General features: G+C 74.9%; 16 protein-coding genes and 1 pseudogene. 7 read left to right on the forward strand and 10 right to left on the reverse strand.

Features of this window, described 5'->3' with window-relative positions; genetic code table 11:
• Positions 1-182 precede the first annotated feature (182 nt).
• The 3 genes and pseudogenes from I5Q34_RS36060 to I5Q34_RS17120 all read right to left on the reverse strand — a co-directional run bounded on the left by I5Q34_RS36060 (position 183) and on the right by I5Q34_RS17120 (position 5,332).
• The gene (locus I5Q34_RS36060; protein WP_374193035.1) at positions 183-1,277 is read right to left on the reverse strand and encodes a VWA domain-containing protein; all 1,095 of its coding nucleotides are present in this window, start codon (positions 1,275-1,277) and stop codon (positions 183-185) included.
• Between the two features lie 669 nt (positions 1,278-1,946).
• Positions 1,947-4,211: pseudogene (locus tag I5Q34_RS36065) on the reverse strand (DUF5682 family protein); the annotation flags it as partial.
• A gap of 14 nt (positions 4,212-4,225) precedes the next feature.
• Positions 4,226-5,332, reverse strand: coding sequence for an AAA family ATPase (locus I5Q34_RS17120; protein WP_199893157.1), 1,107 nt, complete (start codon positions 5,330-5,332; stop codon positions 4,226-4,228).
• A gap of 139 nt (positions 5,333-5,471) precedes the next feature.
• Between I5Q34_RS17120 and I5Q34_RS17125 the strand changes: the two genes are divergently transcribed.
• Both I5Q34_RS17125 and I5Q34_RS17130 read left to right on the forward strand, forming a co-directional pair.
• On the forward strand, positions 5,472-6,518 hold the full coding sequence (locus I5Q34_RS17125) for a hypothetical protein (protein WP_374193027.1): 1,047 nt from the start codon (positions 5,472-5,474) through the stop codon (positions 6,516-6,518).
• Between the two features lie 37 nt (positions 6,519-6,555).
• The gene (locus I5Q34_RS17130; protein WP_199893159.1) at positions 6,556-8,082 is read left to right on the forward strand and encodes a DUF5691 domain-containing protein; all 1,527 of its coding nucleotides are present in this window, start codon (positions 6,556-6,558) and stop codon (positions 8,080-8,082) included.
• A gap of 248 nt (positions 8,083-8,330) precedes the next feature.
• Here I5Q34_RS17130 and I5Q34_RS17135 read toward each other — a convergent pair whose 3' ends face one another.
• The gene (locus I5Q34_RS17135) at positions 8,331-8,747 is read right to left on the reverse strand and encodes a cobalamin B12-binding domain-containing protein (protein ID WP_199893160.1); all 417 of its coding nucleotides are present in this window, start codon (positions 8,745-8,747) and stop codon (positions 8,331-8,333) included.
• 326 nt (positions 8,748-9,073) lie between these two features.
• Here I5Q34_RS17135 and I5Q34_RS17140 point away from each other — a divergent pair, with 326 nt between their 5' ends.
• Both I5Q34_RS17140 and I5Q34_RS17145 read left to right on the forward strand, forming a co-directional pair.
• Positions 9,074-9,922, forward strand: coding sequence for a triacylglycerol lipase (locus I5Q34_RS17140; RefSeq protein ID WP_199893161.1), 849 nt, complete (start codon positions 9,074-9,076; stop codon positions 9,920-9,922).
• Between the two features lie 274 nt (positions 9,923-10,196).
• Complete coding sequence (locus I5Q34_RS17145; protein ID WP_199893162.1) at positions 10,197-11,858, forward strand: M23 family metallopeptidase; 1,662 nt, start codon at positions 10,197-10,199, stop codon at positions 11,856-11,858.
• A gap of 5 nt (positions 11,859-11,863) precedes the next feature.
• Here I5Q34_RS17145 and pcrA read toward each other — a convergent pair whose 3' ends face one another.
• Both pcrA and I5Q34_RS17155 read right to left on the reverse strand, forming a co-directional pair.
• Positions 11,864-14,287 carry a DNA helicase PcrA gene (gene pcrA / locus I5Q34_RS17150; RefSeq protein WP_199893163.1) on the reverse strand — a complete coding sequence of 808 codons (2,424 nt, stop codon included), beginning with the start codon at positions 14,285-14,287 and terminating at the stop codon, positions 11,864-11,866.
• Between the two features lie 71 nt (positions 14,288-14,358).
• Positions 14,359-14,712, reverse strand: a complete 354-nt coding sequence (locus I5Q34_RS17155; protein WP_199893164.1) for a hypothetical protein — start codon at positions 14,710-14,712, stop codon at positions 14,359-14,361.
• Between the two features lie 325 nt (positions 14,713-15,037).
• Here I5Q34_RS17155 and I5Q34_RS17160 point away from each other — a divergent pair, with 325 nt between their 5' ends.
• Positions 15,038-16,054, forward strand: a complete 1,017-nt coding sequence (locus I5Q34_RS17160) for a C40 family peptidase (protein ID WP_199893384.1) — start codon at positions 15,038-15,040, stop codon at positions 16,052-16,054.
• Between the two features lie 6 nt (positions 16,055-16,060).
• Here the strand turns inward: I5Q34_RS17160 and I5Q34_RS17165 are convergent, their stop codons facing one another.
• The 4 genes from I5Q34_RS17165 to I5Q34_RS36070 all read right to left on the reverse strand — a co-directional run bounded on the left by I5Q34_RS17165 (position 16,061) and on the right by I5Q34_RS36070 (position 21,691).
• The gene (locus I5Q34_RS17165) at positions 16,061-17,179 is read right to left on the reverse strand and encodes an esterase family protein (protein ID WP_199893165.1); all 1,119 of its coding nucleotides are present in this window, start codon (positions 17,177-17,179) and stop codon (positions 16,061-16,063) included.
• A gap of 146 nt (positions 17,180-17,325) precedes the next feature.
• Positions 17,326-18,021 (reverse strand): response regulator transcription factor, encoded by a 696-nt coding sequence (locus I5Q34_RS17170; RefSeq protein WP_199893166.1) that lies wholly within the window; start codon positions 18,019-18,021, stop codon positions 17,326-17,328.
• Positions 18,021-19,334 (reverse strand): ATP-binding protein, encoded by a 1,314-nt coding sequence (locus tag I5Q34_RS17175; RefSeq protein WP_199893167.1) that lies wholly within the window; start codon positions 19,332-19,334, stop codon positions 18,021-18,023. The genes I5Q34_RS17170 and I5Q34_RS17175 overlap by 1 nt, the downstream gene beginning before the upstream one ends.
• Before the next feature lie 59 nt (positions 19,335-19,393).
• The gene (locus tag I5Q34_RS36070) at positions 19,394-21,691 is read right to left on the reverse strand and encodes a protein kinase (protein ID WP_374193036.1); all 2,298 of its coding nucleotides are present in this window, start codon (positions 21,689-21,691) and stop codon (positions 19,394-19,396) included.
• 215 nt (positions 21,692-21,906) lie between these two features.
• Here I5Q34_RS36070 and I5Q34_RS17185 point away from each other — a divergent pair, with 215 nt between their 5' ends.
• Both I5Q34_RS17185 and I5Q34_RS17190 read left to right on the forward strand, forming a co-directional pair.
• A complete protein-coding gene (locus tag I5Q34_RS17185; protein ID WP_199893169.1) occupies positions 21,907-23,166 on the forward strand; it encodes a PspC domain-containing protein in 1,260 nt (419 codons plus the stop codon).
• Complete coding sequence (locus tag I5Q34_RS17190; protein ID WP_199893170.1) at positions 23,153-23,368, forward strand: hypothetical protein; 216 nt, start codon at positions 23,153-23,155, stop codon at positions 23,366-23,368. The genes I5Q34_RS17185 and I5Q34_RS17190 overlap by 14 nt, the downstream gene beginning before the upstream one ends.
• Positions 23,369-23,433: the final 65 nt, after the last annotated feature.

Below are 23,433 nucleotides of genomic sequence, written 5' to 3' on the forward strand. Positions count from 1 at the left end.
CGTGCCGCGGTGGCAGCGTGAACGCGATCTATGACGAGGGCGGCACACGTGCGCCGAATACGCGGCATGTCCGTCTCGCAGGTTATCCCCGAGCGGGGGAGGTCCCTAAATCGCAGATCACACTCCGGCCGTGATTACGCTCACAGATCGCCCACCGTCCGGACACCCGTCGCGACGGTGCGCTACGCCCAACGGGTCCGGCGTTCCTCCGTTCCGCCGGTCCCCGGCGCGGGGACCGGCCCGGGTATGGGCAGCGGGCGTCCTTCCAGAGCCGCCGCCATCACCTCCGGGAAGAGGTCGGGGGTGCAGGCGAAGGCGGGCACGCCCAGGGCGGCCAGGGCCGCGGCGTGCTCGCGGTCGTGGGCCGGTGCGCCTTCGTCCGAGAGGGCCAGCAGGACGACGACCCGGACGCCCGCCGCCTTCATCGCCGCGACCCGGCGCGGCACCCCGCCGGGCGTGCCGCCCTCGTGGAGGTCGCTGATCAGCACGACCACCGTCTCGGCCGGACGGGCGATGCGGGACTGGCAGTGGGCCAGGGCGCGGTCGATGTCCGTGCCGCCGCCGAGCTGGACGCCGAACAGCGCGTCCACCGGGTCCGCGAGCCGGTCCGTGAGGTCCACGACGGCGGTGTCGAAGGCGATCAGCCGGGTGTCGAGCGACCGCATCGAGGCGAGGACCGCGCCGAAGACCGAGGCGTGGACGACGGAGGCGGCCATCGAGCCGGACTGGTCGACGCAGAGGATCACCTCCTTGCGCAGCGAGCGCGCCGCCCGGGCGTGGCCGACGAGCCGCTCGGGCACCACCGTGCGGTGCTCGGGCAGGTAGTTCTTGAGGTTGGCCCGGATCGTGCGGTGCCAGTCGATGTCGCGGGGGCGCGGGCGGGAGGCGCGGGCCGAGCGGTCGAGGGCGCCGGTGAGCGCGGCCCGGGTCCGGTCGGCCAGGCGGCCCTCCAGATCGCGGACGACCTTGCGGACGACCTCCCGCGCGGTGGCCCTCGACTCCTCGGGCACGGCCCGCGCGAGGGACAGGAGGGTGCCGACGAGGTGCACGTCCGCCTCGACGGCCTCCAGCAGCTCCGGTTCGAGGAGGAGCGAGGTGAGGCCGAGGCGCTCCAGGGCGTCGCGCTGCATCACCTGAACGACGGACGACGGAAAGTACGTCCGGACGTCCCCCAGCCATCGGGCGACCCGGGGCGCGGACGCCCCGAGCCCGCCCCCGCGCCGGCCGCCCCCGGCGGCGGATCCGTAGAGCGCCTCCAGCGCGCCGTCCCTGACCATGTCGTCCCCGCCGAGCGCGACCCCCGTCCCGTCGGCTTCCTGTTCCTGCCCGCCGCCGAGCACGAGCCGCCAGCGACGGAGGCGCTCGGGCCGGCCGGCGGCTTCGCCACGGCCTTCGCGGGTGACGGCTCGCCCGGGGTCCGGCCCTTCCCCAGGGCGAGTCGGGAGATGCGGGAACGCCGCGGGCGAGAGGATCGCCCCGTGATCTCCGCGCTCGGCACTGCTCGCCTGCACGTCGGCGTGGCCGCGAATCGCCCCTGTTTCACGGCGAGTCGGGAGGGGCGAGAACGCCTTGGACGGGAGCTGCGACTCTCGGTCGTCACGCTTGGCGCTACCGGCCCGCACGTCGGCCCGCCCGGGAACCGACCCCGCTTCATGACGAGTTGGGGGAAACGGGAACGCCTTGGGCAGGAGGAACGACCCCCGGTCATCGCGCTCGGCACTGCCGGCCTGCGCGTCGGAACCTCCGGTAACCGACCCCGCTTCACGACGGGTTGGGGGAAATGGGAACGCCTTGGGCAGGAGGGCCGATCCCCGGTCGTCGCGCTCGGCGCTGCCGGCCTGCACATCGGCATGCCCGGGAACCGGCCCCGCCCCAAGGCCAGTCGGGAGGAGCGGGAACGCCTTGGGCGGGGGGCTCGGCGCGCGATCGGCCTGTGCGGCGGCCGTCCCGGTGGGGTCGGCATCGTCCGCGTCCAGGTCCAGCAGCAGGCGGAGCGTGGGGAGGACGGCTGCCGCTCGCTCGGGGTCGAGGGCCGGGGGCCGGTGCTCGGCGGAGTGCCCGGGGGCCGCGCCGGTGCGGACGCGTTCGCCGATGGCCCGGCGGACCGCGGGGTCGAACGCGGAGAACGTGCGGCGGAGCAGCGGCAGGACGCCGGGGAAGGACGGGGCCGGGACACCGGTGAGCCAGGTGTCGACCAGGGCGAGGAGGCGTGCGTCGTGGACGAGGAGCAGGCCGCCCGCGCCGTCGCCGGCCGTGAACCCCTCGATCCAGGCCGCCGCCTCGGCGGGCTCCCCGGCGGGCGACAGGGCGAGCCCCATGAGGCGGGCGGCCCGCTCGCCGGACAGCCGGCCCCCGTCGAGCAGGAGCCGGGCGGCCCGGCCGCGGACCTCCCCCGGGATCCGCTCCCGGCCGGTGAGCTCTGCGAGCACGGCCGCCCAGCGATCCCGTGCCCCGGGCCGCTCCAGCAGGGCGACCGCCCGGTGGACGGCGTCCACGTCGTCCCTCGCCTCCCGGGCCGCTTCCCGGCCGAGGCCGGAACAGGCGTCGGGCAGGCCGGCGAAGATCCGCTCGGCGAGCCCGGCCGCCACCTCGGCGAGGGCGCCGGTGTCCGTGCGGCGGACGTCCCCGTAGCGCAGGGCCCGGACGAGGGCGGGCAGGGCCCGGGCCAGGTGGCCCACGTCCGCGTCGAGGGCGGCGCGGTCGGCGAGGGCGCGCAGGACGGCGGGCAGGGCGTCCGGCAGTCCGGCGAGCAGGCACCGCTCGGCCAGCCCGGTGGCCTCGGCCAGGGACCCGGCCGCGCGGGCCGCCGCCTCGGCGCGCGCGGCGGCCGCGGCCTCGACGGTGGTGCCCCACACGCCCGCCTCCGCGAGGCGGACGTCCAGTTCGGGCTCCCAGTTCAGCCGCCAGATCTCCTTGAAGGTGCCCGAACCGCCGCGGACGGGCAGCGGTTCGCCCCAGTCGACGCCGAGGATCCGGAGCCGGTGGAGCAGCCGGCTGCGCGCGGCGCCGGCGTCCTTGCGCAGGTCGAACTCCCGCTCGCGGGGCCCCGCTTCGGCGGGCAGGCGCAGCGCCCGCTGGAGGCGGGTGAGGTCGCGCCGCAAGGGCGCGGCGGGGGCGGCGTCGGGAACCGCGCCGAGGGCGTCGCCGACGACGAGCCGGTCCTGCACGAGGGCGAGCGGGACGGACGAGCCGTCGCACATCACGGCCCGGACCGCGTCGACGGTCTCCGTGAGCCCGGGCAGGGGACGCCCGCGGACGGCGGCGAGGGTCTCCGCGAGCCGGACGGCCTCGATGACGTGGGCGGAGGAGACGGGGTGCCCCTCGGCGCGCAACAGCCGGGCGACGGTGGTCATCCAGCGCTCGACGGGCCGGTCGGGGGCGCGGAAGAGGTGGCCGTACCAGCCGGGCGAGGCGACGCCGGCCCCGTACCCGCTGCGGCGGGCCAGCCGGCGGTGGGTCCAGGGCACCCAGGCGATCTCCGTGCGGACTTTGGGCAGCCCGCGCAGCGTCGCGCGGTCGGCGGCGACGGTCCGCCGCGCGGTCAGGGCGGGGACGTGCCAGGCGCCGCAGACGACGGCGACGTCGTCGCCGAACTCGCGGCGGGCCTCGCGCAGGCGCAGCCGCATGTGGGCCTCCCGGACGGCGTCGTGACCGGCCGCCGTCCCGCCCCCGTCCGGGCCCGCGCCGTCGGCGGGGCCGTCGGCCGGGTCCGGGCGGAGCTCGGCCATGGCTTCGGCGATGGCCCGGAAGGGCGCGAGGGGGTCGCCGTTCGGCTTGCGGTGCTCGACGGCGTCCTCCCACCACCGCTCGGGGTCGTGATGACCGGCGGCCGCCGCCAGCGCCTCGACCGGGTCGGGGGGCGGGGGCCCGTCCCGCCGTGAGTGCGGCGCGAGGGTGTGCGCGGCGGGCAGGTCGATGAACCGGACCGCCGCTCCATGGGTCAACGCCCAGCGGATGGCGACCCATTCCGGGGAGAAGTCGGCCAGCGGCCAGAACGCGGCCCGGCCCGCGTCGTCCGCGGCATGGGCGAGCAGGGCGACGGGAGGCCGCATGCCGGGATCGGCGGCGAGGTGGACGATCGCGTCCCCCTCGGGCGGGCCCTCGACGAGGACGGCGCGCGGCCGCCGCCGGTCGAGGGCGGCCCGCACGGCCCGGGCGGAGCCCGGCCCGTGGTGGCGCACGCCGAGCAGGGCCGGGCCCGAAGTGCCCATGCCCGTCCGGGCGTTCATGCCGACACCTCGTGGCAGGCGCGGTAGAGGTCCTGCCAGCCGTCCCGCTCGCGGACGATCGTCTCCAGGTACTCGTGCCAGACCGCGCGGTCGGCCACCGGGTCGCGGACGACCGCACCGAGGATGCCGGACGCGACGTCGCCGGCGCGCAGCACGCCGTCGCCGAAATGGGCGGACAGGGCCAGCCCGCCGGTGACGACGGAGATCGCCTCGGCCGTGGAGAGCGTTCCGGAGGGCGACTTGATCCGTGTGCGGCCGTCGGCGGTGATCCCCTCGCGCAGCTCGCGGAAGACCGTGACGACGCGGCGGATCTCGTCCGTGCCGTCCCCGGCGGCGGGCAGGTCGAGCGAGCGGCCGAGCTGGTCGACGCGCCGGACGACGATGTCCACCTCGTCCGCGTGGGTGGCGGGGAGCGGGAGGACGACGGTGTTGAAGCGGCGGCGCAGGGCGCTGGAGAGCTCGTTGACGCCGCGGTCGCGGTCGTTGGCCGTGGCGATGAGGTTGAAGCCGCGCACGGCCTGGACCTCCTCGCCGAGCTCGGGGACGGGCAGGGTCTTCTCGGACAGGGCGGTGATGAGGGTGTCCTGCACGTCGGCGGGGATGCGGGTGAGCTCCTCGACGCGGGCGGTCGCGCCGCGGGCCATGGCCCGCATGACGGGGCCGGGCACGAGCGCCTCGCGGCTGGGGCCGTGGGCCAGGAGACGGGCGTAGTCCCAGCCGTAGCGGACGGCGTCCTCGGTGGTGCCGGCCGTGCCCTGGACGAGGAGCGTGGAGTCGCCGCTGACGGCGGCGGCCAGGTGCTCGGACAGCCAGGTCTTGGCCGTGCCGGGCACGCCGAGCAGCAGCAGCGCCCGGTCGGTCGCGAGCGTGCTGACGGCGACCTCGACGACGCGGCGCGGGCCGATGTACTTCGGGGTGATGACGGCGCCGTCGGGCAGCACGCCACCGAGCAGATAGGTGGCGACGGCCCACGGCGAGAGTTTCCACCGCTCCGGTCTGGGGCGGTCGTCGGCGGCGGCGAGGGCCGCGAGCTCGCCGGCGAAGGCGTCCTCCGCGTGCGGCCTGATGACGTCTCGGCTCTGGTCCGTGTGGAGTCCGGGCACGGTCACAAGTCCCCCTCGTCGTGCGTTCTCGTCGTGCGTTCCCGTCGTGCGTTCCGGGATGTGCCACCACCCTGCACCACACCACTGACAACGCCCCTCGGCGCACGCTTGGCGCCAACGAACCCGCAGGTCAGGTCGATTGTCAGTGGGTGGCTCTACCTTCGGGGACATGAATCCGCAGAGGAGTCCCGAACGGAGGGTCATGGACGCCGAATTCGTACCGCGCGACACGGACGCGGCGCGCCGCAGGGCGGCGGCGCGGGCGGGGCGCGTCGCGGCGGGCGCCTCGGAGCTGGAGCAGCGCCTCGCCGATCTGCTGCACGGCGGCTTCGCCTCCTCCGCGCAGGCCGGGCGGGGGCCATGGGAGGAGACCGCCGCCCGCATGATCGACGCCCAGGCGCCGGGACTGGCGGCACAGGCACGGGAGTTGGGGGCGACGACGGGGGCCGGTGCGGACTGGGCGGCCCGGCTGCTGGAGCGATGCGCGCTGCTGCACACGCTCAACCGGGCGTATCTGCGGGTCGACCGGCTGCCGGAGGGGCTGGCCGCGACCGTGCGCGGCCGGGTGGGCATCACCGTGGACACGGCCGCACTGGCGTCCTCGGCCCCACCGGTCCGCGACCACTGGCTCGTCCTGTCCCAACGGGACGGCGGCGACGGAAGGCTGGTCACGCGCCGGATCTGGCTCCACGGCCGGGAGACCGGCCGCGCGGCCCTGCTGCTGTCGTACGGCGCGGGCGGCCGGGCGCCCGAGCTCTCCCTCACCACCGGCCTGGAGCTGGAGGCGGAGCTCCTCTTCCATCCGGCGGCCCGCCCGTTGCGCGCCGTGCTCGCCGACCGCCACGCCCCGCCCGCGCCCCGGGCCGCTCCCCCGCCGGGCGGCGACACGGCCGCCGCCCTCCGCGCCTACGGCGAGGCACTGCGGGACGATCCGTGGCTGGAGTCCTGGCCCGTGGTGCTGCGGGACGTGATCCCGGTCCCGGACCCGCGGCTCGGCTGGCAACTGGCCGACGCGCGGGGCGATTCGGCGATATCGGTGGACGCCCGGTGCGACGACCGCAGGGGGCTGTGGCAGCTCGCGGCGGTGTCCGGGGGCGAGCCGGTGACGGTGTTCGGCGAATGCGGCCACCGGGGGTTCCTGCCCCTGGCCGTCTGGGGCGAGGAGTTGGTGCCGCTGCAGGTGTGACGGCCGTGCCTCCTCCCCCACCGGAAAGGTCACCCTCGTGAACGCGGAGATCCCCTGGGACGATCTCGTCACCACCGCCCTGCTCGGGACGGGACGGCGCGCCGCGCCGGTGCGCTGCCGTCCCGGGCAGGACCCCGCGCTGGCGCTGCTGGACGCCGCGGCCGTGCACACCGTGCGGCGGCGGGCCGCCGCCCTGCCCGTAGGGGCGCGGGCCCGGCCCGGTCCCGCCCCGGCCGATCCCCGGCCGCCGCTCCCGGCCGCCGCGCGGCGGCGGCTGGCCGGGATGCTCGACGACCGGTCCGGTTCCGCCGGCGGGCGGCGGGCCGCCGGGCCGGACCTCGTCGAGCTGCTCCCGCAGTGGCTGGCGGCCGCCAACGGCCACGGGTACCGCGCGCCGGACGAGTTGCTCCCCGGCCTGCTCGACGCGGCCCGCGCCCGGACCGGCCTGCGGCCGGGGGCGCTGGCCCTCGCCGGGCCCCGCGGGCTGTGGCTGGCCCGGCTCAACCCGCAGTGGGCGTACGCGCTCCGCGCACCCTCGGCGGGCGGTCCGGCGCCCGGGGACGAGGGGCGGGTGTGGCGGGAGGGCCTGTTCGCCGAGCGGTCGGCCGTGCTGGCGGCGATGCGCGGGTACGACCCGGGGGCGGCCCGGGAGTTGCTGGCCGGCACCTGGGCGAAGGAGCGGGCCGAGGACCGGGCGGCGTTCCTCGGGGCCCTCCGGGAGGGGCTCTCGCCCGCCGACGAGCCGTTCCTGGAACGGGCCCTGGACGACCGCGCCCGCGACGTACGGGCCCTGGCCGCCGAGCTCCTCGCCCGCCTGCCCGGTTCGGCGCTGGCGGCCAGGATGACCGAACGGGCCCGCGGTTGCGTCGCCCCGGAGGGCCGGCTGATCACCGTCGAGGCCCCGCACGAGTGCGACGCCGCCATGCGGCGCGACGGGATATCCGCCGCCCCGCCGTCGGGCCGCGGCCGGCGCTCGTGGTGGCTGGGCCGGATCGTGGAGGCCACGCCCCTGGCGTTCTGGCCCGTCCGGCTCGGCGTGGCCGGGGCGGCCGAGGCGGTGGCCCTGCCCGTCGCCGACGGCCGGCGGGCCGACCTCCACGCGGCGTGGTGCCGGGCCGCGATCCGCTCGCGCGACGCGGAGTGGGCGCGGGCCCTGCTCGGGCCGGCCACGGCGCCGCCGGCGCCGGACGGTTCACCGGGGCGGGATCCGGCGCGGCTGCTGTCCGTGCTCCCGGAGCCCGAACGGGCGGCGTGGGCGGGGCGGTTCGTGGCGGCGCACGGGCTGTCGGACGCGTTCCGGCTCCTCGCGGTGTGCGAGGCGCCGTGGGCGCGGCCGCTGGGGCGGGCGGTCGTCGACGCACTCGGGGCGGCCCGGGAGGCGGGTGGCTACCCGTGGAGCTTCAGTGGGGTGATGGGGCTGGCGGAGCGGTGCGTCGATCCTGCGGAAGCGGGGCGGCTGCGCGCCGGGCGTGCAGGGGGCGCGGATCACTGGGCGGAGGCGTTCGGGAGGCTGGAGGGGACGTTGCGGTTGCGGGCCGCGATGCGAGAGGAGTTGGGTGGGTGAGTTTCTCCCCGACCCTCCCTCAGAGGGGGCACCCCCACTTTCACCGTTTCTCGCGCGCTCCGCGCGGGGGCAACGCGGCTGCGCCGCGTTCGTCCTCAAACGCCGGACGGGCTGATTGTGCGCGCCCGCACTGAATGTCCAGCGCCGGGCGCGAAATCCAGCCCGTCCGGCGTTTGAGGACTGGGGGTGCCCCCTCTGGGGGCGGGGCGGGGAGCAGCCCCGCAGGGTCACACACCCCCCCCGCAAGGTCACGCCTCCGCGTCCGCCCCGCGGATGTTCGCGCGGACCCACTCCACGATCGACGTCGTCGTCGCCCCGGGCGTGAAGATCGCGGCCACGCCGAGCTCCCGCAGCGGCGGGATGTCCTCCTCGGGAATGATCCCGCCGCCGAAGACCTTGATGTCCTCCGCGTCGCGCTCCCGCAACAGCTCGATCACCTTCGCGAAGAGCGTGTTGTGCGCACCGGAGAGGATGGACAGGCCGATCGCGTCGGCGTCCTCCTGGATCGCGGTGTCGACGATCTGCTCGGGCGTCTGGTGCAGACCGGTGTAGATGACCTCCATGCCCGCGTCGCGCAGCGCACGCGCGATGACCTTGGCCCCGCGATCGTGTCCGTCGAGCCCCGGCTTGGCCACCACCACGCGGATCGGACCGGTCACTCCCATCACTGCCTCCATGTACGACTGCCGTCAGCCGGCCGGGACGTGAACGAACGTTATCTTCAGTTCCCCAGCATCGCGCAAGCCGTCGTTTCGCGGTGCTGAGCGAGGGGGAAATCACACGGGGGACACCACGTTCGCCGCGCACCGCTCCCGCCTCCCGCTTCCGGAAGGCGCGGGCCGGTTCGCGAGGGGAGCCGCGAACGAGTCCGCCGCACCGCCGCGCCGGCAGCCGCACGGCACAGCGGTGCGGCAGACGGCACACGGCTCCCCGGCCGAGAGGGCACACGGGGGACCGGGCTTCGGCTGTGTGCCGTTCCAGGAGGTCGGCCATGGGGGCCTTGCCCGTATTGTCCGCGTTCTCCGGTGCCACGCGCCCGTCGACCGCCCTGCTGCGGTCCTCGGCGCTGGAGCTGGCGATCCTCACCTGTCACGTCCTGCTCTATCCCACGGGCGTGGTCCAGGAGCGGCGGGCCGCGCCCGTCGCCGTCCTGCCGGTCCCACCCGAACCGCCGGATCCGCCCGGCCCCCCGGACCCCCCGGAGGAGCGCCCGCCCGTCCTCCTCCTGCACGGCTTCCTCGACAACCGCTCGGTCTTCGTGCTGCTGCGCCACTCGCTGCGCCGGCACGGCTGGGGCCAGGTGACGTCCCTCAACTACTCGCCCTTCACCCGCGACCTCCGCGCCGCGGCCACCGCGCTCGGGCGGCACGTGGAGGAGCTCTGCGCCCGCACGGGCGCCCCGCGCGTCGACGTGGTGGGCCACAGCCTGGGCGGGCTGATGGCCCGCTACCACGTCCAGCGGCAGGGCGGGGACGCCCGCGTCCGCACCCTGGTCACTCTCGGCACACCGCACTCCGGCACGCGGGTGGCGCCGCTCGCGTCGGTCCACCCGGTGGTGCGTCAGATGCGCCCGGACTCCGACGTCATAGCGGAACTGGCCCGCCCCGCGCCGGGCTGCCGGACGCGCTTCGTGAGCTTCTGGAGCGACCTCGACCAGATCATGACCCCCGTCGAGACGGCCCGCATCGACCACCCCGACCTGGTGGTGCGCAACATCCGCGTCACCGGCGTGGGGCACCTGGCCCTGCCGGTGCACGGCGCGGTGGCGGCCGGCGTCCGGCAGGCCCTGCTTTCGAGGGGCGGGGCGGACGACGCCCACGGCACCGCCTCGGTGGCATGAGGGGCAGTGAGGGGCAGCGGGAGCGGCCGAGAGGAATCAGGCTCTTTCGTGTGATCCCGCCAATGGAGGCCAACCTCCGATCGGACCCCACTTGCCCGATAAATGTCGAACGATTTTCGAACGCCGAAGCGACTCGACGGCGTCCCGTCCACCGAAAGGCGGCCAATTCCCCAGGCTCCAGGCCCCATAAACGTGAGGAAGATTGTGGCCGTCGCATACCGCCGGGTACAGTCGCCGCTACTTCTCCTGCTCCCAAGGCGAAATGGAAGTGGTGGTGAACGACCGTCACCCCTCGGCGGCACCGGACCCGTCGGTTCCCGCTCCCGATGCCTCATACGGACACCACCCGTCCTACGAGCAGCAGCATTCCCCTTACGCCCCCTCGGGGTACGCCTCCGGCACGTACGCCTCCGGCACGTACGACTCCGGCACGTACGACTCCGGCACGTACGACTCCGGCACCTGGGACACCACCGGCCAGTGGGGCGCCGCCACCGGACACACCCAGGTCTGGGACTTCAGCGCCCTCGACACCGGTCGGCTCGACACCGGTCAGCACCAGACCGGTCAGCACCAGACCGGCTGGGGTCACGCGCAGGACCCGTCCTGGGGCGGTACCGGCCCGGCCGGGCAGTGGCAGTGGGACACCACGGGCTCCACCGGCTCGGTCGCCACCGGGTCCGTCTCCACCGGCTGGGAGCACGCCGACGTCTCCGGACAATGGGCCACCAACAGCCAATGGGACACCAGCGGGCAGTGGGACACCAGCGGCCACCAGGCCGCCGCGATGACCCAGACCTGGGACACCTCGTCCTGGACCCACACCCCCGAAGCGGCCCACGCCCACGAGGCCCCCGTCCCCGACGCCTCGTCCTGGGACGCCCACCACGCCGCGCCCACCCAGTCCTGGGACACCTCCCCCTACACCGCCGCCGAGGAGCCCGCTCCCGCGCACGACCCGACGCTGCTGGCCGTCCCCCTGGGCGCCGCGGTGGACGCCGTCATGGACGCCGCGGAGCCGTCCGCCCCCGTCCAGGACGACGCCACCCGCACCATGCACGCCGTCCTCGCCCCCCCGTCCGGGACGGAAGGGGCCGAAGGGGCGGAAGCACAGGGCGGGAAGGCCCACGGCCGGAAGGCGTCCGCCGCGCGCGTGCCCAACCGCCGCAAGGGCGGCGCGCCCCGGTCCGGTTACCGTCCGCGCCGCAAGGCCCTGCTCACCGTGGCGGTGCCGTCCGTCGCCGTGATGGGCGTGGCCGGTGTGGCCGCCGCGACCGTCGCCACCAACAGCGGCCAGGAGGGCGACCGGCAGGCCCGGGCCGCCTCGGCCCCGGACACCCAGGACGCCTCGGCCGCCGGCAAGATCTCCACCGCCAACGCCGCCAACAACGCGCTGGACAGCCAGCTCGCGGGGCTCAGCCGGGGCGCCGACGACTTCGCCACCCGCGCCAACCGCACCCAGGAGCGCATCGACCTGCGCCTGCGCCAGGAGGAGGAGCGCCGGCGGAAGGCCGAGGAGGCCGCCCGCAAGGAGGCCGAGCGGCCCAAGTTCGCGCTCCCGGTCAACCAGCACGGACTCAGCGCGTACTACGGGCAGGCGGGCGTCAATTGGATGTCGGTGCACACCGGCATCGACTTCCCCGTCGGTTACGGCACTCCCGTCATGGCGGCCACCGACGGCACCGTGCGCACCCAGTACAACGTCGCCTACGGCAACATGGCCATAGTGACCTCACCGGACGGCACCGAGACCTGGTACTGCCACCTCAGCAGCACCCGGGTGCGCTCCGGGCAGGTCAAGGCCGGCGACGTGATCGCCTACTCCGGCAGCTCGGGCAACTCCACCGGACCGCACCTGCACTTCGAGGTACGGCCCGGCGGATCGGCGGTCGACCCGCTGCCGTGGCTGCGCGGCCACGACCTCGACCCGACGTAGGCGGCCTACAGCTTCTCGACCGGCGCGTACCGCAGCAGCAGGCGCTTCGGCTTTTCCTGCCCGAAGTCGACCGTGGCCTCGGCGTTGTCGCCCATGCCCTTGACCGAGACGACCGTGCCGAGCCCGAACGAGTCGTGGGTGACGCGGTCGCCGACGGCCAGGGAGACGACCTGCCGGTCCTTGGCGCGCCGGGTGGCGAAGCCGCTCGGACCGCTCTTGCGCGAGGAGGAGACGCCGGAGGCCATGCCCGACACCGACGCCGACGGCGTCGCCGGGCCGGTGCGCCGCCACTCGACGTACTTCTCGGGGATCTCCTCCAGGAAGCGCGACGGCGGGTTGTACGAAGGCTGGCCCCAGGCGCTGCGCATGCCCGACCGGGTCAGGTAGAGCCGCTCGCGGGCGCGGGTGATGCCGACGTAGGCGAGCCGTCGCTCCTCCTCCAGCTCCTTGGCCTGGCCGAGGGCGCGCTGGTGCGGGAAGACGCCGTCCTCCATGCCGGTGAGGAAGACGACGGGGAACTCCAGGCCCTTGGCCGTGTGCAGCGTCATCAGCGTGATGACGCCGGCGCCCTCCTCGTCCTCGTCCGGGATCTGGTCGGAGTCGGCGACGAGGGCGACCTTCTCCAGGAAGTCCGCGAGGGTGCCGGCGCCCTCCTCCTCGCCACGCTCCTGCTCGAACTCCAGGGCCACGGCCGCGAGTTCCTGGAGGTTCTCGATGCGGGTCTCGTCCTGCGGGTCGGTGGACGCCTGGAGCTCGGCGAGGTAGCCGGTGCGCTCCAGGACGGCCTCCAGGACGGTGGCCGGGCCGGCGCCGGACTCGACGACCGTGCGCAGCTCCTCCAGCAGGACGTTGAAGCGCTTGACGGCGTTGGCGGAGCGGGCGGCCATGCCGTACGCGTCGTCCACGCGGCGCAGCGCCTGGGCGAAGCCGATCTTCTCCCGGAGCGCCAGCGCGTCGATCATGGCCTCGGCGCGCTCGCCGATGCCGCGCTTGGGCACGTTGAGGATGCGGCGCAGCGGCACGGTGTCCTCGGGGTTGGCGAGGACGCGCAGGTAGGCGAGGACGTCGCGGACCTCCTTGCGCTCGTAGAAGCGCACGCCGCCGACGACCTTGTAGGGCAGCCCGACCCGGATGAAGATCTCTTCGAAGACTCGGGACTGGGCGTTGGTGCGGTAGAAGACGGCGACGTCGCCGGCCTTGGCGTCGCCGGCGTCGGTGAGCCGGTCGATCTCGTCGGCGACGAACTGGGCCTCGTCGTGCTCGGTGTCGGCGACGTAGCCGGTGATGGCGGCGCCGGCGCCGGCCTCGGTCCACAGGTTCTTCGCGCGGCGGTTCTGGTTGCGCTCGATGACGGCGTTGGCGGCGTTGAGGATGGTCTGCGTGGAGCGGTAGTTCTGCTCCAGCAGGATCGTGGTGGCGTCCGGGTAGTCCTCCTCGAACTGGAGGATGTTGCGGATGGTGGCGCCGCGGAAGGCGTAGATGGACTGGTCGGCGTCACCGACGACGCACAGCTCGGCCGTCTCGTCGCCGGTGCCGACCAGCTCGCGCACCAGGGTGTACTGGGCGTGGTTGGTGTCCTGGTACTCGTCGACGAGGACGTGGCGGAAGCGGCGCCGGTAGTGCTCCGCGACGTCCGGGAACGCCTGGAGCAGGTGGACCGTGGTCATGATGATGTCGTCGAAGTCGAGGGCGTTGGCCTCGCGGAGCCTCGACTGGTACATCGTGTACGCCTCGGCGAGCGTCTTCTCGAAGCCGTCCGCCGCCTTGGCCGCGAACGCCTCCTCGTCGATGAGCTCGTTCTTGAGGTTGGAGATCTTGGCGCTGAAGGACTTCGGCGGGAACTTCTTCGGGTCGAGGTCGAGGTCCCGGCAGACCAGTGCCATCAGGCGCTTGGAGTCGGCGGCGTCGTAGATCGAGAAGGACGAGGTGAAGCCGAGCTTCTTGCTCTCGCGGCGCAGGATGCGGATGCAGGCGCTGTGGAAGGTGAGCACCCACATCGCGTTGCCCCGGGGGCCGACGAGCTGCTCGACGCGCTCCTTCATCTCGCCCGCGGCCTTGTTGGTGAAGGTGATCGCGAGGATCTGGCCGGGGTGGACGCCGCGGGCGCCCAGCAGGTGGGCGATGCGGTGGGTCAGGACGCGGGTCTTGCCGGATCCGGCGCCCGCGACGATGAGCAGCGGGGAGCCGGAGTGCAGCACGGCCAGGCGCTGCTGGTCGTTCATCCCGTCCAGCAGGGCCGCGGGGTCGATGACGGGGCGCGGGGCGCCGTCGCGGTAGTACGCGTCCCGCGGGGCGGGTGCGTCGAACCTGCCGCCGAAGAGGTCGTCCGGCAGGGGCTCGGGGGCCGCGTCGTCCTCCGGGGGCGGCGGGGGCTCCTCGTCGGAGGGGACGAGGTTCGCCAGGAAGCTGTCGTCAAAGAGGCTGCTCATCGTTGTCCGAGTCTAGGCGGCCCCGCCGACAGCCGGTCCCGGCTTCCGGAGGCGGTCCGCGAGGGTGCGGGTCAGACCCACAGGACGGCGACGAATACGTTGGCGGTGGTCAGGGCGCCGACCGTGCCGAACGCGGCGGCCTCGACGCGCTCCTCGTCCCGCTTGACGTACACCAGACCCAGGACGACCACCAGGAGCGCAAGTTTCAGGCCGATCTTCACGGTGTTGACCGGGTGGCCCTGGGACTGGTTCAGGCCGACCAGCGCGACGCCCGTGACCAGCATCGCGAGCGCGCCGTGCAGCATCGCGGGGGTCATCCGGGCCTGCCCGCGGCCGATGGCCTTCATCTGGGTCAGAAAGCCTCCGAGCAGGCAGGCGATGCCGACGATGTGCAGGCCGACCATGGCGTGAATCAGTGCGTCCATGAGGACCGACCCTAGCCGGATGACCGGTTCGCACCGAAATTGGGGCTGTACCACCAACTCACCTGATACCGGGGGAAGATCACCGTTTCGGTCATATGTGGGCCGTATCACTCCGAGCCGCCGGGAGACTTCCGGCCACCCGCGGTCGATTCACCGCAGATTGCGGCCATTTTCCGTCCAGTACCAGTCATGCGCGTTACCGCGGCACCCCGCGGTTTAGCGTCCTGTCCCCAGACGGCGGTGGCCCGCCCTCTCTCCCCCCTCGTACGGGCCACCGCCGCACTGCTACCGCCTCCCTCCGGACCGGAAGGAAGTGACGGCCACCGTGGCGTCGCACCGCAAGCCCAAGCAGCATCCGCTCGTCGGCGGCACCGCCCGGACCGCGGCCGGGCTCGCCCTGGCAGGGGCGGCCACCGCCACCGTGCTCGACGGCACCGGCCACGCCGCCCCGCAGAGCACCCCGGACGAGGTGAAGGCACAGGTCTCCCGCTACTACCGGCAGGCCGAGACGGCGACCGAGCAGTACAACGGCGCCAAGGAGCGCACCGACCGGGCCCGCGCCGCGCTCGACCGCCTCCAGGACGAGGCGGCCCGCAGGGCCGAGCGCCTCAACGACGCCCGGAACGCCCTGGGCTCCTACGCCGCCGCCCAGTACCGCACGGGCGGCGTGCCCTCCTCCGTGCGGCTGCTGCTCTCCTCCTCGCCGCGGCGCTTCCTCGACCGGGCCTCGCTGACCGAGCGCAGCGGCGCCCGGCAGGCGTCCGAAGTGGCCCGTGTGCGGCGGGAGATCCAGGAGGTCCGTCAGGTGCGGACCACCGCCGAGGCGAAGCTGGACGAGCTCGAACGGGAGCAGCGGGCGCTCGCCCGGCACAAACGCACGGTGGAGGCGAAGCTGACGGCGGCCCGGAAGCTGCTCCACTCGCTGCCCGCCGCCGCGCGGGAGACCCTGCACAAAGCCGGGGAACACGCCGTGCCGGAGCACCTGCCCGTGAGCGGCCGCGCCGGGCAGGCCGTGGCCTTCGCCTACCGGGCGCTCGGCAAGCCGTATGTGTGGGGCGCCACCGGCCCGTCCGGCTACGACTGTTCGGGGCTGACGCAGGCGGCCTGGCGGTCGGCCGGCGTCTCCCTGCCGCGCACCACCTACACCCAGATCAACTCCGGACACCGCGTCGCCCGGGACCGGCTGGCCCCGGGCGACCTGGTCTTCTTCTACTCCGGCGTCAGCCACGTCGGCCTCTACGTCGGCGACGGGAAGATGATCCACGCCCCGCACCCCGGGGCGCCGGTGAGCGTCTCGGGCATCGACACGATGCCCTTCGCCGGGGCGGTCAGGCCCGCCTGAGAGCGGCTATGCCGTCAGCTGCCTGGTGAGCCACTGGAAGATCTCGGGGACCTGTTCCTTCCACACGGCCGTGTTGTGGCCGCCGGCGTCCGCCGGGAGTTCCTTGACCTCCACCGTGGTGGGCAGCTTGGCCGCCTTCTTGATGTCCAGGCCGGCGCGGTAGCCGTCGCGCTCGCTGCCCGAGAGGAACAGGGCCACCGGCGGCGGGGTCTTGGCCCGCTTGAGCATCTTCAGCGGGTTGTTCTCGTTGCGCAGCGCCGGGGTCTTGGCGGTGAGCGAGGCGCGCACGCCGATGGGGTCGTTGTAGCCGGACAGGCTCACGCCGGCGCGGAACCGGTCGGGGTGGGCGATGGCCAGCTTGGCGGCGCAGTGCGCGCCCGCCGAGTAGCCGGCGACGCCCCACGCCTCGGGCTTCTCGCTGACCCGGAAGTTGTCCACGACCATCTTGCGGACGTCGAAGCTGAGCCAGGTGTCGGCGTTGATCGTGCCGGGGGTGTTGGCGCAGCCGGTGTCGACCTTGCCGCCGAGGAGGGTGGTGCGCGGCGCGACGATGATGAAGGGCTGGATCTCGCCCTTCTCCATCATGGGCTTGAGCTGCTCGTTGACCTTGAGCGTGCCGAACCAGGCCTTCGCGGAGCCCGGGAAGCCGGGGAGCACCTCGACGACGGGGAACTTCTTCTTCTTGAACTTGGGGTCGTCGTACTGCGGCGGGGTCCAGACGTAGACCTCGCCGTTGACGCCGGAGACGCGGCCCTTGAGCTGGGTCTTGCGGACGCCCTCGCCCATGCGCTCGTCGGTGACGGGCTTGAACTTCTGGATCACCCGGGGCAGGTCCTTCATCTGCTTGCCGCCGGTGCCGTCCTTGCCGAGGTTCGCGGCGGAAGCGACGTGGTCGCCGGTGCCGAGCAGGTCGTCCCAGTTGTCGTACAGCCCGTTGGCGTTGTTCACGACGACGAAGACCATCGTGATCGCCGTGGCCTGGGCGAAGAGCAGCATGAACAGCCGCGCGACGTACCGGACGATCCGGGGGCCCCGGATCCTGCTCCACAGGAACAGAGGCAGCGCAAGGGCGACCACGACCAGGACGATCGTGGTCACGAAGAAGGGCGTCCCCATCAAGCTCATCGAGTCGGCTCTCGTTTCGGATCTGCGGGCCTCTCGGCCCCGGCCCTACTCTGGAGAGCCTTCCGCCACGGTTAGATGTCCGGGCCCGGGTCAGGGTTCCCGTTTGTGACGGAACGTGCCGTCTCTCACACCGTCCACACCATCCGTCACACCAGGCGACGGGCCGTCGCCCAGCGGGTCAGCTCGTGCCGGTTGGAGAGCTGGAGCTTGCGCAGCACCGCGGAAACGTGGGATTCCACCGTCTTCACGGAGATGAACAGCTGCTTGGCGATCTCCTTGTAGGCGTAGCCGCGGGCGATCAGCCGGAGCACCTCGCGCTCACGCTGGGTGAGGCGGTCCAGGTCCTCGTCGACCGGCGGGGCGTCCGTGGAGGCGAAGGCGTCGAGGACGAAGCCGGCCAGCCGCGGGGAGAAGACGGCGTCGCCGTCCCGGACGCGGAAGACCGCGTCGATCAGGTCCGCGCCGGTGATCGTCTTGGTGACGTAGCCGCGGGCGCCGCCCCGGATGACGCCGATGACGTCCTCCGCCGCGTCGGACACCGACAGCGCCAGGAAGCGGACGGGCGCCTCGGCCGCGGTCATCAGCCCCGCGCAGCGGCGCAGCACCTCGACCCCGCCGCCGCCGGGGAGGTGGACGTCCAGCAGGACGACCTCGGGGCGGGTCGCGGTGATCACGGTGACCGCCTGGTCGACGTCCGCCGCCTCCCCGACCACCTCGACGCCGGTCCGGTCCGTGGCGCCGATCTCGGCTTGGACCCCGGTGCGGAACATCCGGTGGTCGTCCACCAGCACCACCCGCACCCGGCGCTCCGCCGGCTGTTCCGTCGTCCCGTCGGTCGTCATCACTGGTTCTCCGCCCTCTCCATCTCCAGCTCCACTTCCGTCCCCCCGCCGGGCACGGACCGCAGGCGGGCCGTGCCGCCGTTGCGCTGCATTCTGCCGATGATCGATTCCCGGACTCCCATCCGGTCCTCCGGGACCGCGTCCAGGTCGAAGCCCGGGCCCCGGTCGCGCACCGAGACGAAGACCGTACGCCCCTCGACCTCGGCGTACACCTGGACGGCGCCGCCCTCGCCACCGTACTTCGCGGCGTTGACCATGGCCTCGCGCGCGGCCTGCATCTGCGCGCGCAGCCTGTCGTCCAGCGGGCAGTCGCCGACCACGACGACCTCGATGGGGACGCCGTGGTGGTCCTCGACGCCCGCGGCCGCCGCCCGCACCGCCTCGGCCAGGGTCTCCGGCTCCTCGGCCTCGTCCTTGCCGTGGCCCTCCGGGTCGTAGAGCCAGGCGCGCAGCTCCCGCTCCTGCGCCCGGGCCAGGCGGGCGACCTCCCGGGGGTCCTCGGCGTTGCGCTGGATCAGGGTCAGGGTGTGCAGGACGGAGTCGTGGACGTGGGCGGCGACCTCGGCCCGTTCCTGGGCGCGGATGCGCATGGTGCGTTCGGCCGACAGGTCCTGCGTCATCCGCACGACCGACGGGCCCGCCAGCAGGGCGATGCCGACCAGGACGGCCAGCGACGCCTGGAGCACGGTGCCCAGGTGCTCCGCCGAGCTCTGCAGGACGACGATGCCGGTGACGCCGACGACGACCAGCAGCACGCCGGCCGCGGCGCGGGCGAACGGCAGGACGCGCTTGCTGCCGGCGACCTCCATCCAGTGGGCGCGGCGGGCGTTGTCCGCCTGCCGCCAGACGAGGGCGACACCGGCGCCGATCAGCACGAGCGGCCAGACGTAGACGTTGGCCCGGCCGAGGTGGAGCCGGTCGAGGAGGATCGCGGCGCCCACGACCAGCGCGATCAGCGCGAGGATCTGGCCGCGGTCGGGCTTGCGGGAGAACAGGTGCCGGCGGCCGTCCGCCGCTACGCCGTCGTCCGCCGCCGGGCGGGGGGCCTGCACGCCGCCGACGCCGAGCGGCACGACGAACCAGAAGACCGCGTACAGCAGCGCCCCCATGCCCTGTGCCATCAGCAGCGCCAGGAAGACCAGCCGCACCCAGGCCACCGGGACGCCCAGGTGGCCCGCGAGGCCACGGGCGACACCGCCGAGCATCCGGCCCTCGGCGCTGCGGTAGAGCTTGCGCAGGGGGGCGGGTTCGGGGGCGGCCGGCGCGTAGGCGCCGCTGCCGGGCCGTGGTTGCGTCGTCGGTGCGCCGGTCATGCCCCGATCGTCACACGGGCCGGGCGCCCGGGGCATCGGGGTCGTCCCTGACCGAACCCCTAGCCGCGGCCCCTTCCGGTGACGCGCAGGCCGTCGCGCACGGCGTCGAAGACCGGCCGGTGGCGGTCCCACTGCTCGGCGGGGGCCGACAGGTAGACGGCGTACTCGTCGCCGCCTGCTCTGCCGAAGCCCAGGTCGATGGCGCGGTACTGGCGCGCCCGGCCCGTGAAGGAGAACTCCCAGACGGCGGCCGGGCCGCCTCGGTAGGAGGTCTCCTGCATCCGCAGCCGCCGGTAGCCGGTGAGCTTCCTCCTGACCTCCCGCTCCACGTCCTCCCAGTGCCGCAGGGGGTCCGGGCCCGCCAGGTCGAGCACGTTGATCTTGAGGTCGACGCGGCCGGTCGGGTCGATGTAGTCCACCTCGACCGCGGACTTCTCCTGCCGGCGCCAGCCGTCCGGGACGGGCAGCGCGACGCCGAGCCGCTTCTCCTCGACCCAGTGGTGGCCGCGCGGCACGACGGGCTGCGGCGGCCCGGCGGAGCCGGGGGTCCGGCGCGGAGCCGGCGCGGCGTCGTCGTCCGCGTCCCCGCCCGGGACGAGGAGGTACGCGACGACGGCCGCCAGCAGGACGCCGAGGGTGCCACCGGCCACGGCCCACCTGCGGGCGCGGCCGCGACGGCCGCCCGCGGGGACGGCGGCGGTCGGTGCCTCCGAACCGGTTGCGGTCGCGCCGCCGGGGCCGGAGACCACATCCGGGCCCGTCCCGAGGGCTGAGGCCCGATCCGTGCCGGGGCCCGGCCCGGGGGCGGAGCCGCGCGCGACGTCCGGCGTCCCGGCAGCACGAGTGGCCGTCCCCGTGGAGCCGGGGACCGCCTCCGGGACCGCCCCCGGGGCCGAAGCCCAGGCCGTCGCCGCGCCCGGCCCGGGGACGGCGCCGCGCGCGGCACCCGGCGCCCCGGGCGGGTGGACGGCCGCTCCGGCGGAGCCGGAAGACGCTTCCGGGGCCGCTCCAGGGCCAGTTCCGCTCACGGCGCCCGGCGCCCGGGCGGCACGCGTGGTCGCCTCGGCGGAGCCGGGGGCCGCTTCCGGGCCCGCCTCGGGCGCGGCGCCGCGTGCAGCGTCCGGTACCCCGTCGACGCGGGTGGTCGCTCCGGCGGAGCCGGGAGTTGTTTCCGGGCCCGGCCCGGGAGCGGCACTGCACGCGAGGCCCGGCGCGTCGGCGACGCGGGTGGTCGCCCCGGCCGGACCGGGCCACGCCTGCGGGTCCGGCCGCACGGCTGCCGGGGCCGTACCGGAAACGGGAGCGGAAGGGGAAGCAGCCCCAGCCGCCGGGCTCTCCCCCGCCTCGGCGGGGGTCCAGGACGAGGCGGGCGCGCGCATGGCTTCCAAGGCGCCGACAGGTGCGTCCGGTCCGGGCGCCGGGAGCGCCCCGGGGCAGCCGGCGGACCCGGTCGCGGCGCGCCCCGCAGAGGCGGCTCTCCCGGGCGCACCCGCCCGGTCGGGCGCCGGGAACACCCCGGAGGCCGGTACCGGGGGAACGGCGACACCGGCAGCCGGGCCGGTCGCGCCCGCCCCGGCAGCCGGCCCCGGGGCCGCCGCGCCGGCGGCCCCCGCGGCCCCCGCGTCCTCCAGGATCTGCTCCACCAGCTCCGCCGGCGGGCGCAGGGCCGGGTCGCGGGTCAGGAGGGTTTCGATCAGGCGGGTCAGGGGGCCCGCGTGGCGCGGGGGGTCCAGGGGGTCCACCGCTATCGCGTACGCCGTCTCGACGGCGGTGTCGCGGCGGAAGGGCGGGCGGCCCTCGACCGCCTCGTAGAGGGTCGCGCCCAGCGCCCACAGGTCGGCGGCCGGGCCGGGGCCGGCGCCCCGGACGCGTTCGGGGGCGATGTAGTCGACGGAGCCGACCATCTCGCCGGTCTTGGTGAGCGTGGAGTTGCCGGCGAGGCGCGCGATGCCGAAGTCGGTGAGGACGACCCGCCCGTCGTGGCCCAGCAGCACGTTGCCGGGCTTGACGTCGCGGTGCAGCACCCCGGCCGCGTGGGCGGCGCGCAGGGCGGCGATCATGCCGCGGCCGACGCGGGCGGCCTCGCCGGGGGCGAGCGTGCCATCGGCCAGGACCTCGCCGAGGGTCCGGGAGGGCACGTGCTCCATGACGATGCAGGGCATCCCGTCGTCCTCGACGACGTCGTGGACGACGACCACGTTGGGATGGCTGATCCGGGCCGCGCTGCGGGCCTCGCGGCGGGTCCGCTCGCAGAGGGTGGCGAGCTCCTCCTCGTCCATCCCGTGCGGCACGCGCAGCCGCTTGACCGCCACGTGCCGGCCCAGCAGTTCGTCCTCGGCGCGCCAGACGGTGCCCATGCCGCCGCGGCCGATGTGTTCGAGCAGCCGGTAGCGGCCGGCGAGCAGATGCCCGGGGGACGCGTCGGACACCGTGCGCACCTCCGCCTCTCCGCCCGTTTCCCGCCAGATGTTCGATGCGTCACCCTAACCGGAGCCGCCTCGGGGACGATCTCAGGGAAGGGCCAGGGTCACCACGGATGCCGCCCGCCCGCGCCGGTTGACACGATGGGCCCATGACCGACGCACCCCCCTCCCCCGGCCCCGGAGCGCCGCTGCGGCGCAGCCGCGACCACAAGATGATCTCCGGCGTGTGCGGGGGGCTGGGCCGGTTCTTCGACCTGGACCCGGTGATCTTCCGGGTGGTCCTGGGGGTGCTGGCGGTCAGCGGCGGACTGGGCCTGATCGTCTACGGCTTCGCGTGGCTGCTGATCCCGCTGGAGGGCGAGGAGGAGAACGAGGGCCGCCGGATGCTCTCGGGCCGGGTGGAGGGCCCGGCGCTGACGGCTGTGCTGTGCGCGCTGGTGGGCTCGGGGCTCTTCCTGTCGATGCTCAACAACAGCGGGGCGATGGCGTTCTCGCTGATGCTCACGCTGGCCCTGATCGGCACGGCCCACTGGTCGCGGCTGCGGCGCGGGACGCCCGAGACGGCGGCCGAACCCCCGGCCGCGCAGAAGGCGCAGAAGCCGCAGAAGGCCATGGACGCCCCGCCCGAGACCCGGGCACCACCGCCGCCGGGCGCCCCGTCCTGGTGGCGCGACCCCGTCGCCGCCGGCCGCCGTGACCCGGGCTATCTGTGGGGCCCGGACGACGGCCCGCACGACGCCGGGGTGGTGGCGAAGGAGCGGAGGCGCCGGGTGCGCGACGGCCGGCAGCTCGGCGGCTGGACGTTCCTGCTGGCCGCCGCGGCCTGCGCGCTGGGCATCGCCCTGTCGTGGCACGGCCGCCCACTGGGCACCTCGCTGCAGATCGGCCTGGGGTGCGCGCTCGCCGTCTTCGGCGCGGGCATCGCGCTCAGCTCCCGGTACGGACGCACCGGCGGCGGCACGGTCACCATGGCGGTGCTGACGGGCCTGCTGCTGGCGGGCGCCGCCGCCCTGCCCGAGTCGGTCACCGCCGACTGGCGGTCGGTCACCTGGCGCCCGGCCGCCACGGACGGGCTGCGGCCGCAGTACCGGGTGGGCAGCGGCACGGGCACGCTGGACCTCACCGGCCTGCCCCGCTCCGGCTCCGGCCGGCTCACCACGTCCGTGGAGGTCGGGGCGGGACGGCTGGAGGTCGTCCTCCCCCCGGACGTCACGGCGGAGGTCACCGCCGAGGTCGGCGTCGGCGCCGTCCGGCTGCCCGACGGGAACCCCCGGGACGTGGACGTGAAACCCCGTCAGACCCGGCGCGCGACCCTGCGCCCGGCCCCCGGGCAGCCGTCGCGCGCAACGCTGGAACTGCGGCTCAAGACCGGAATCGGAGAGGTGGAGGTGACCCGTGCGGCGGCATGACTTCGAGCCCGGCAGGCTGGTCGTGGGCCTGGTGCTGCTGGGCGGCGGCCTGGCCTACCTGCTGGAGGCGGCGGGCCGGTGGCACTTCCCCGCGTACGCGCTGCTGCCGGCCCTGGTGGGCGGCCTGTGCCTGGGCGGGGCCGTCCCCTCCATCGGGTACCTCGTCCGCCGCCGCCGCGGCGGGCGCGGCGTCGAGCGCTGAGGCACGGGGAAGAAGGGGTGGCGTTCCGGCCGGGACACGCCGGAACGCCTGCGGGGACCCTGCCC

Source organism: Streptomyces sp. AV19 (genome assembly GCF_015999245.1).
In the GTDB taxonomy this organism is placed as follows: Bacteria; Actinomycetota; Actinomycetes; order Streptomycetales; family Streptomycetaceae; genus Streptomyces.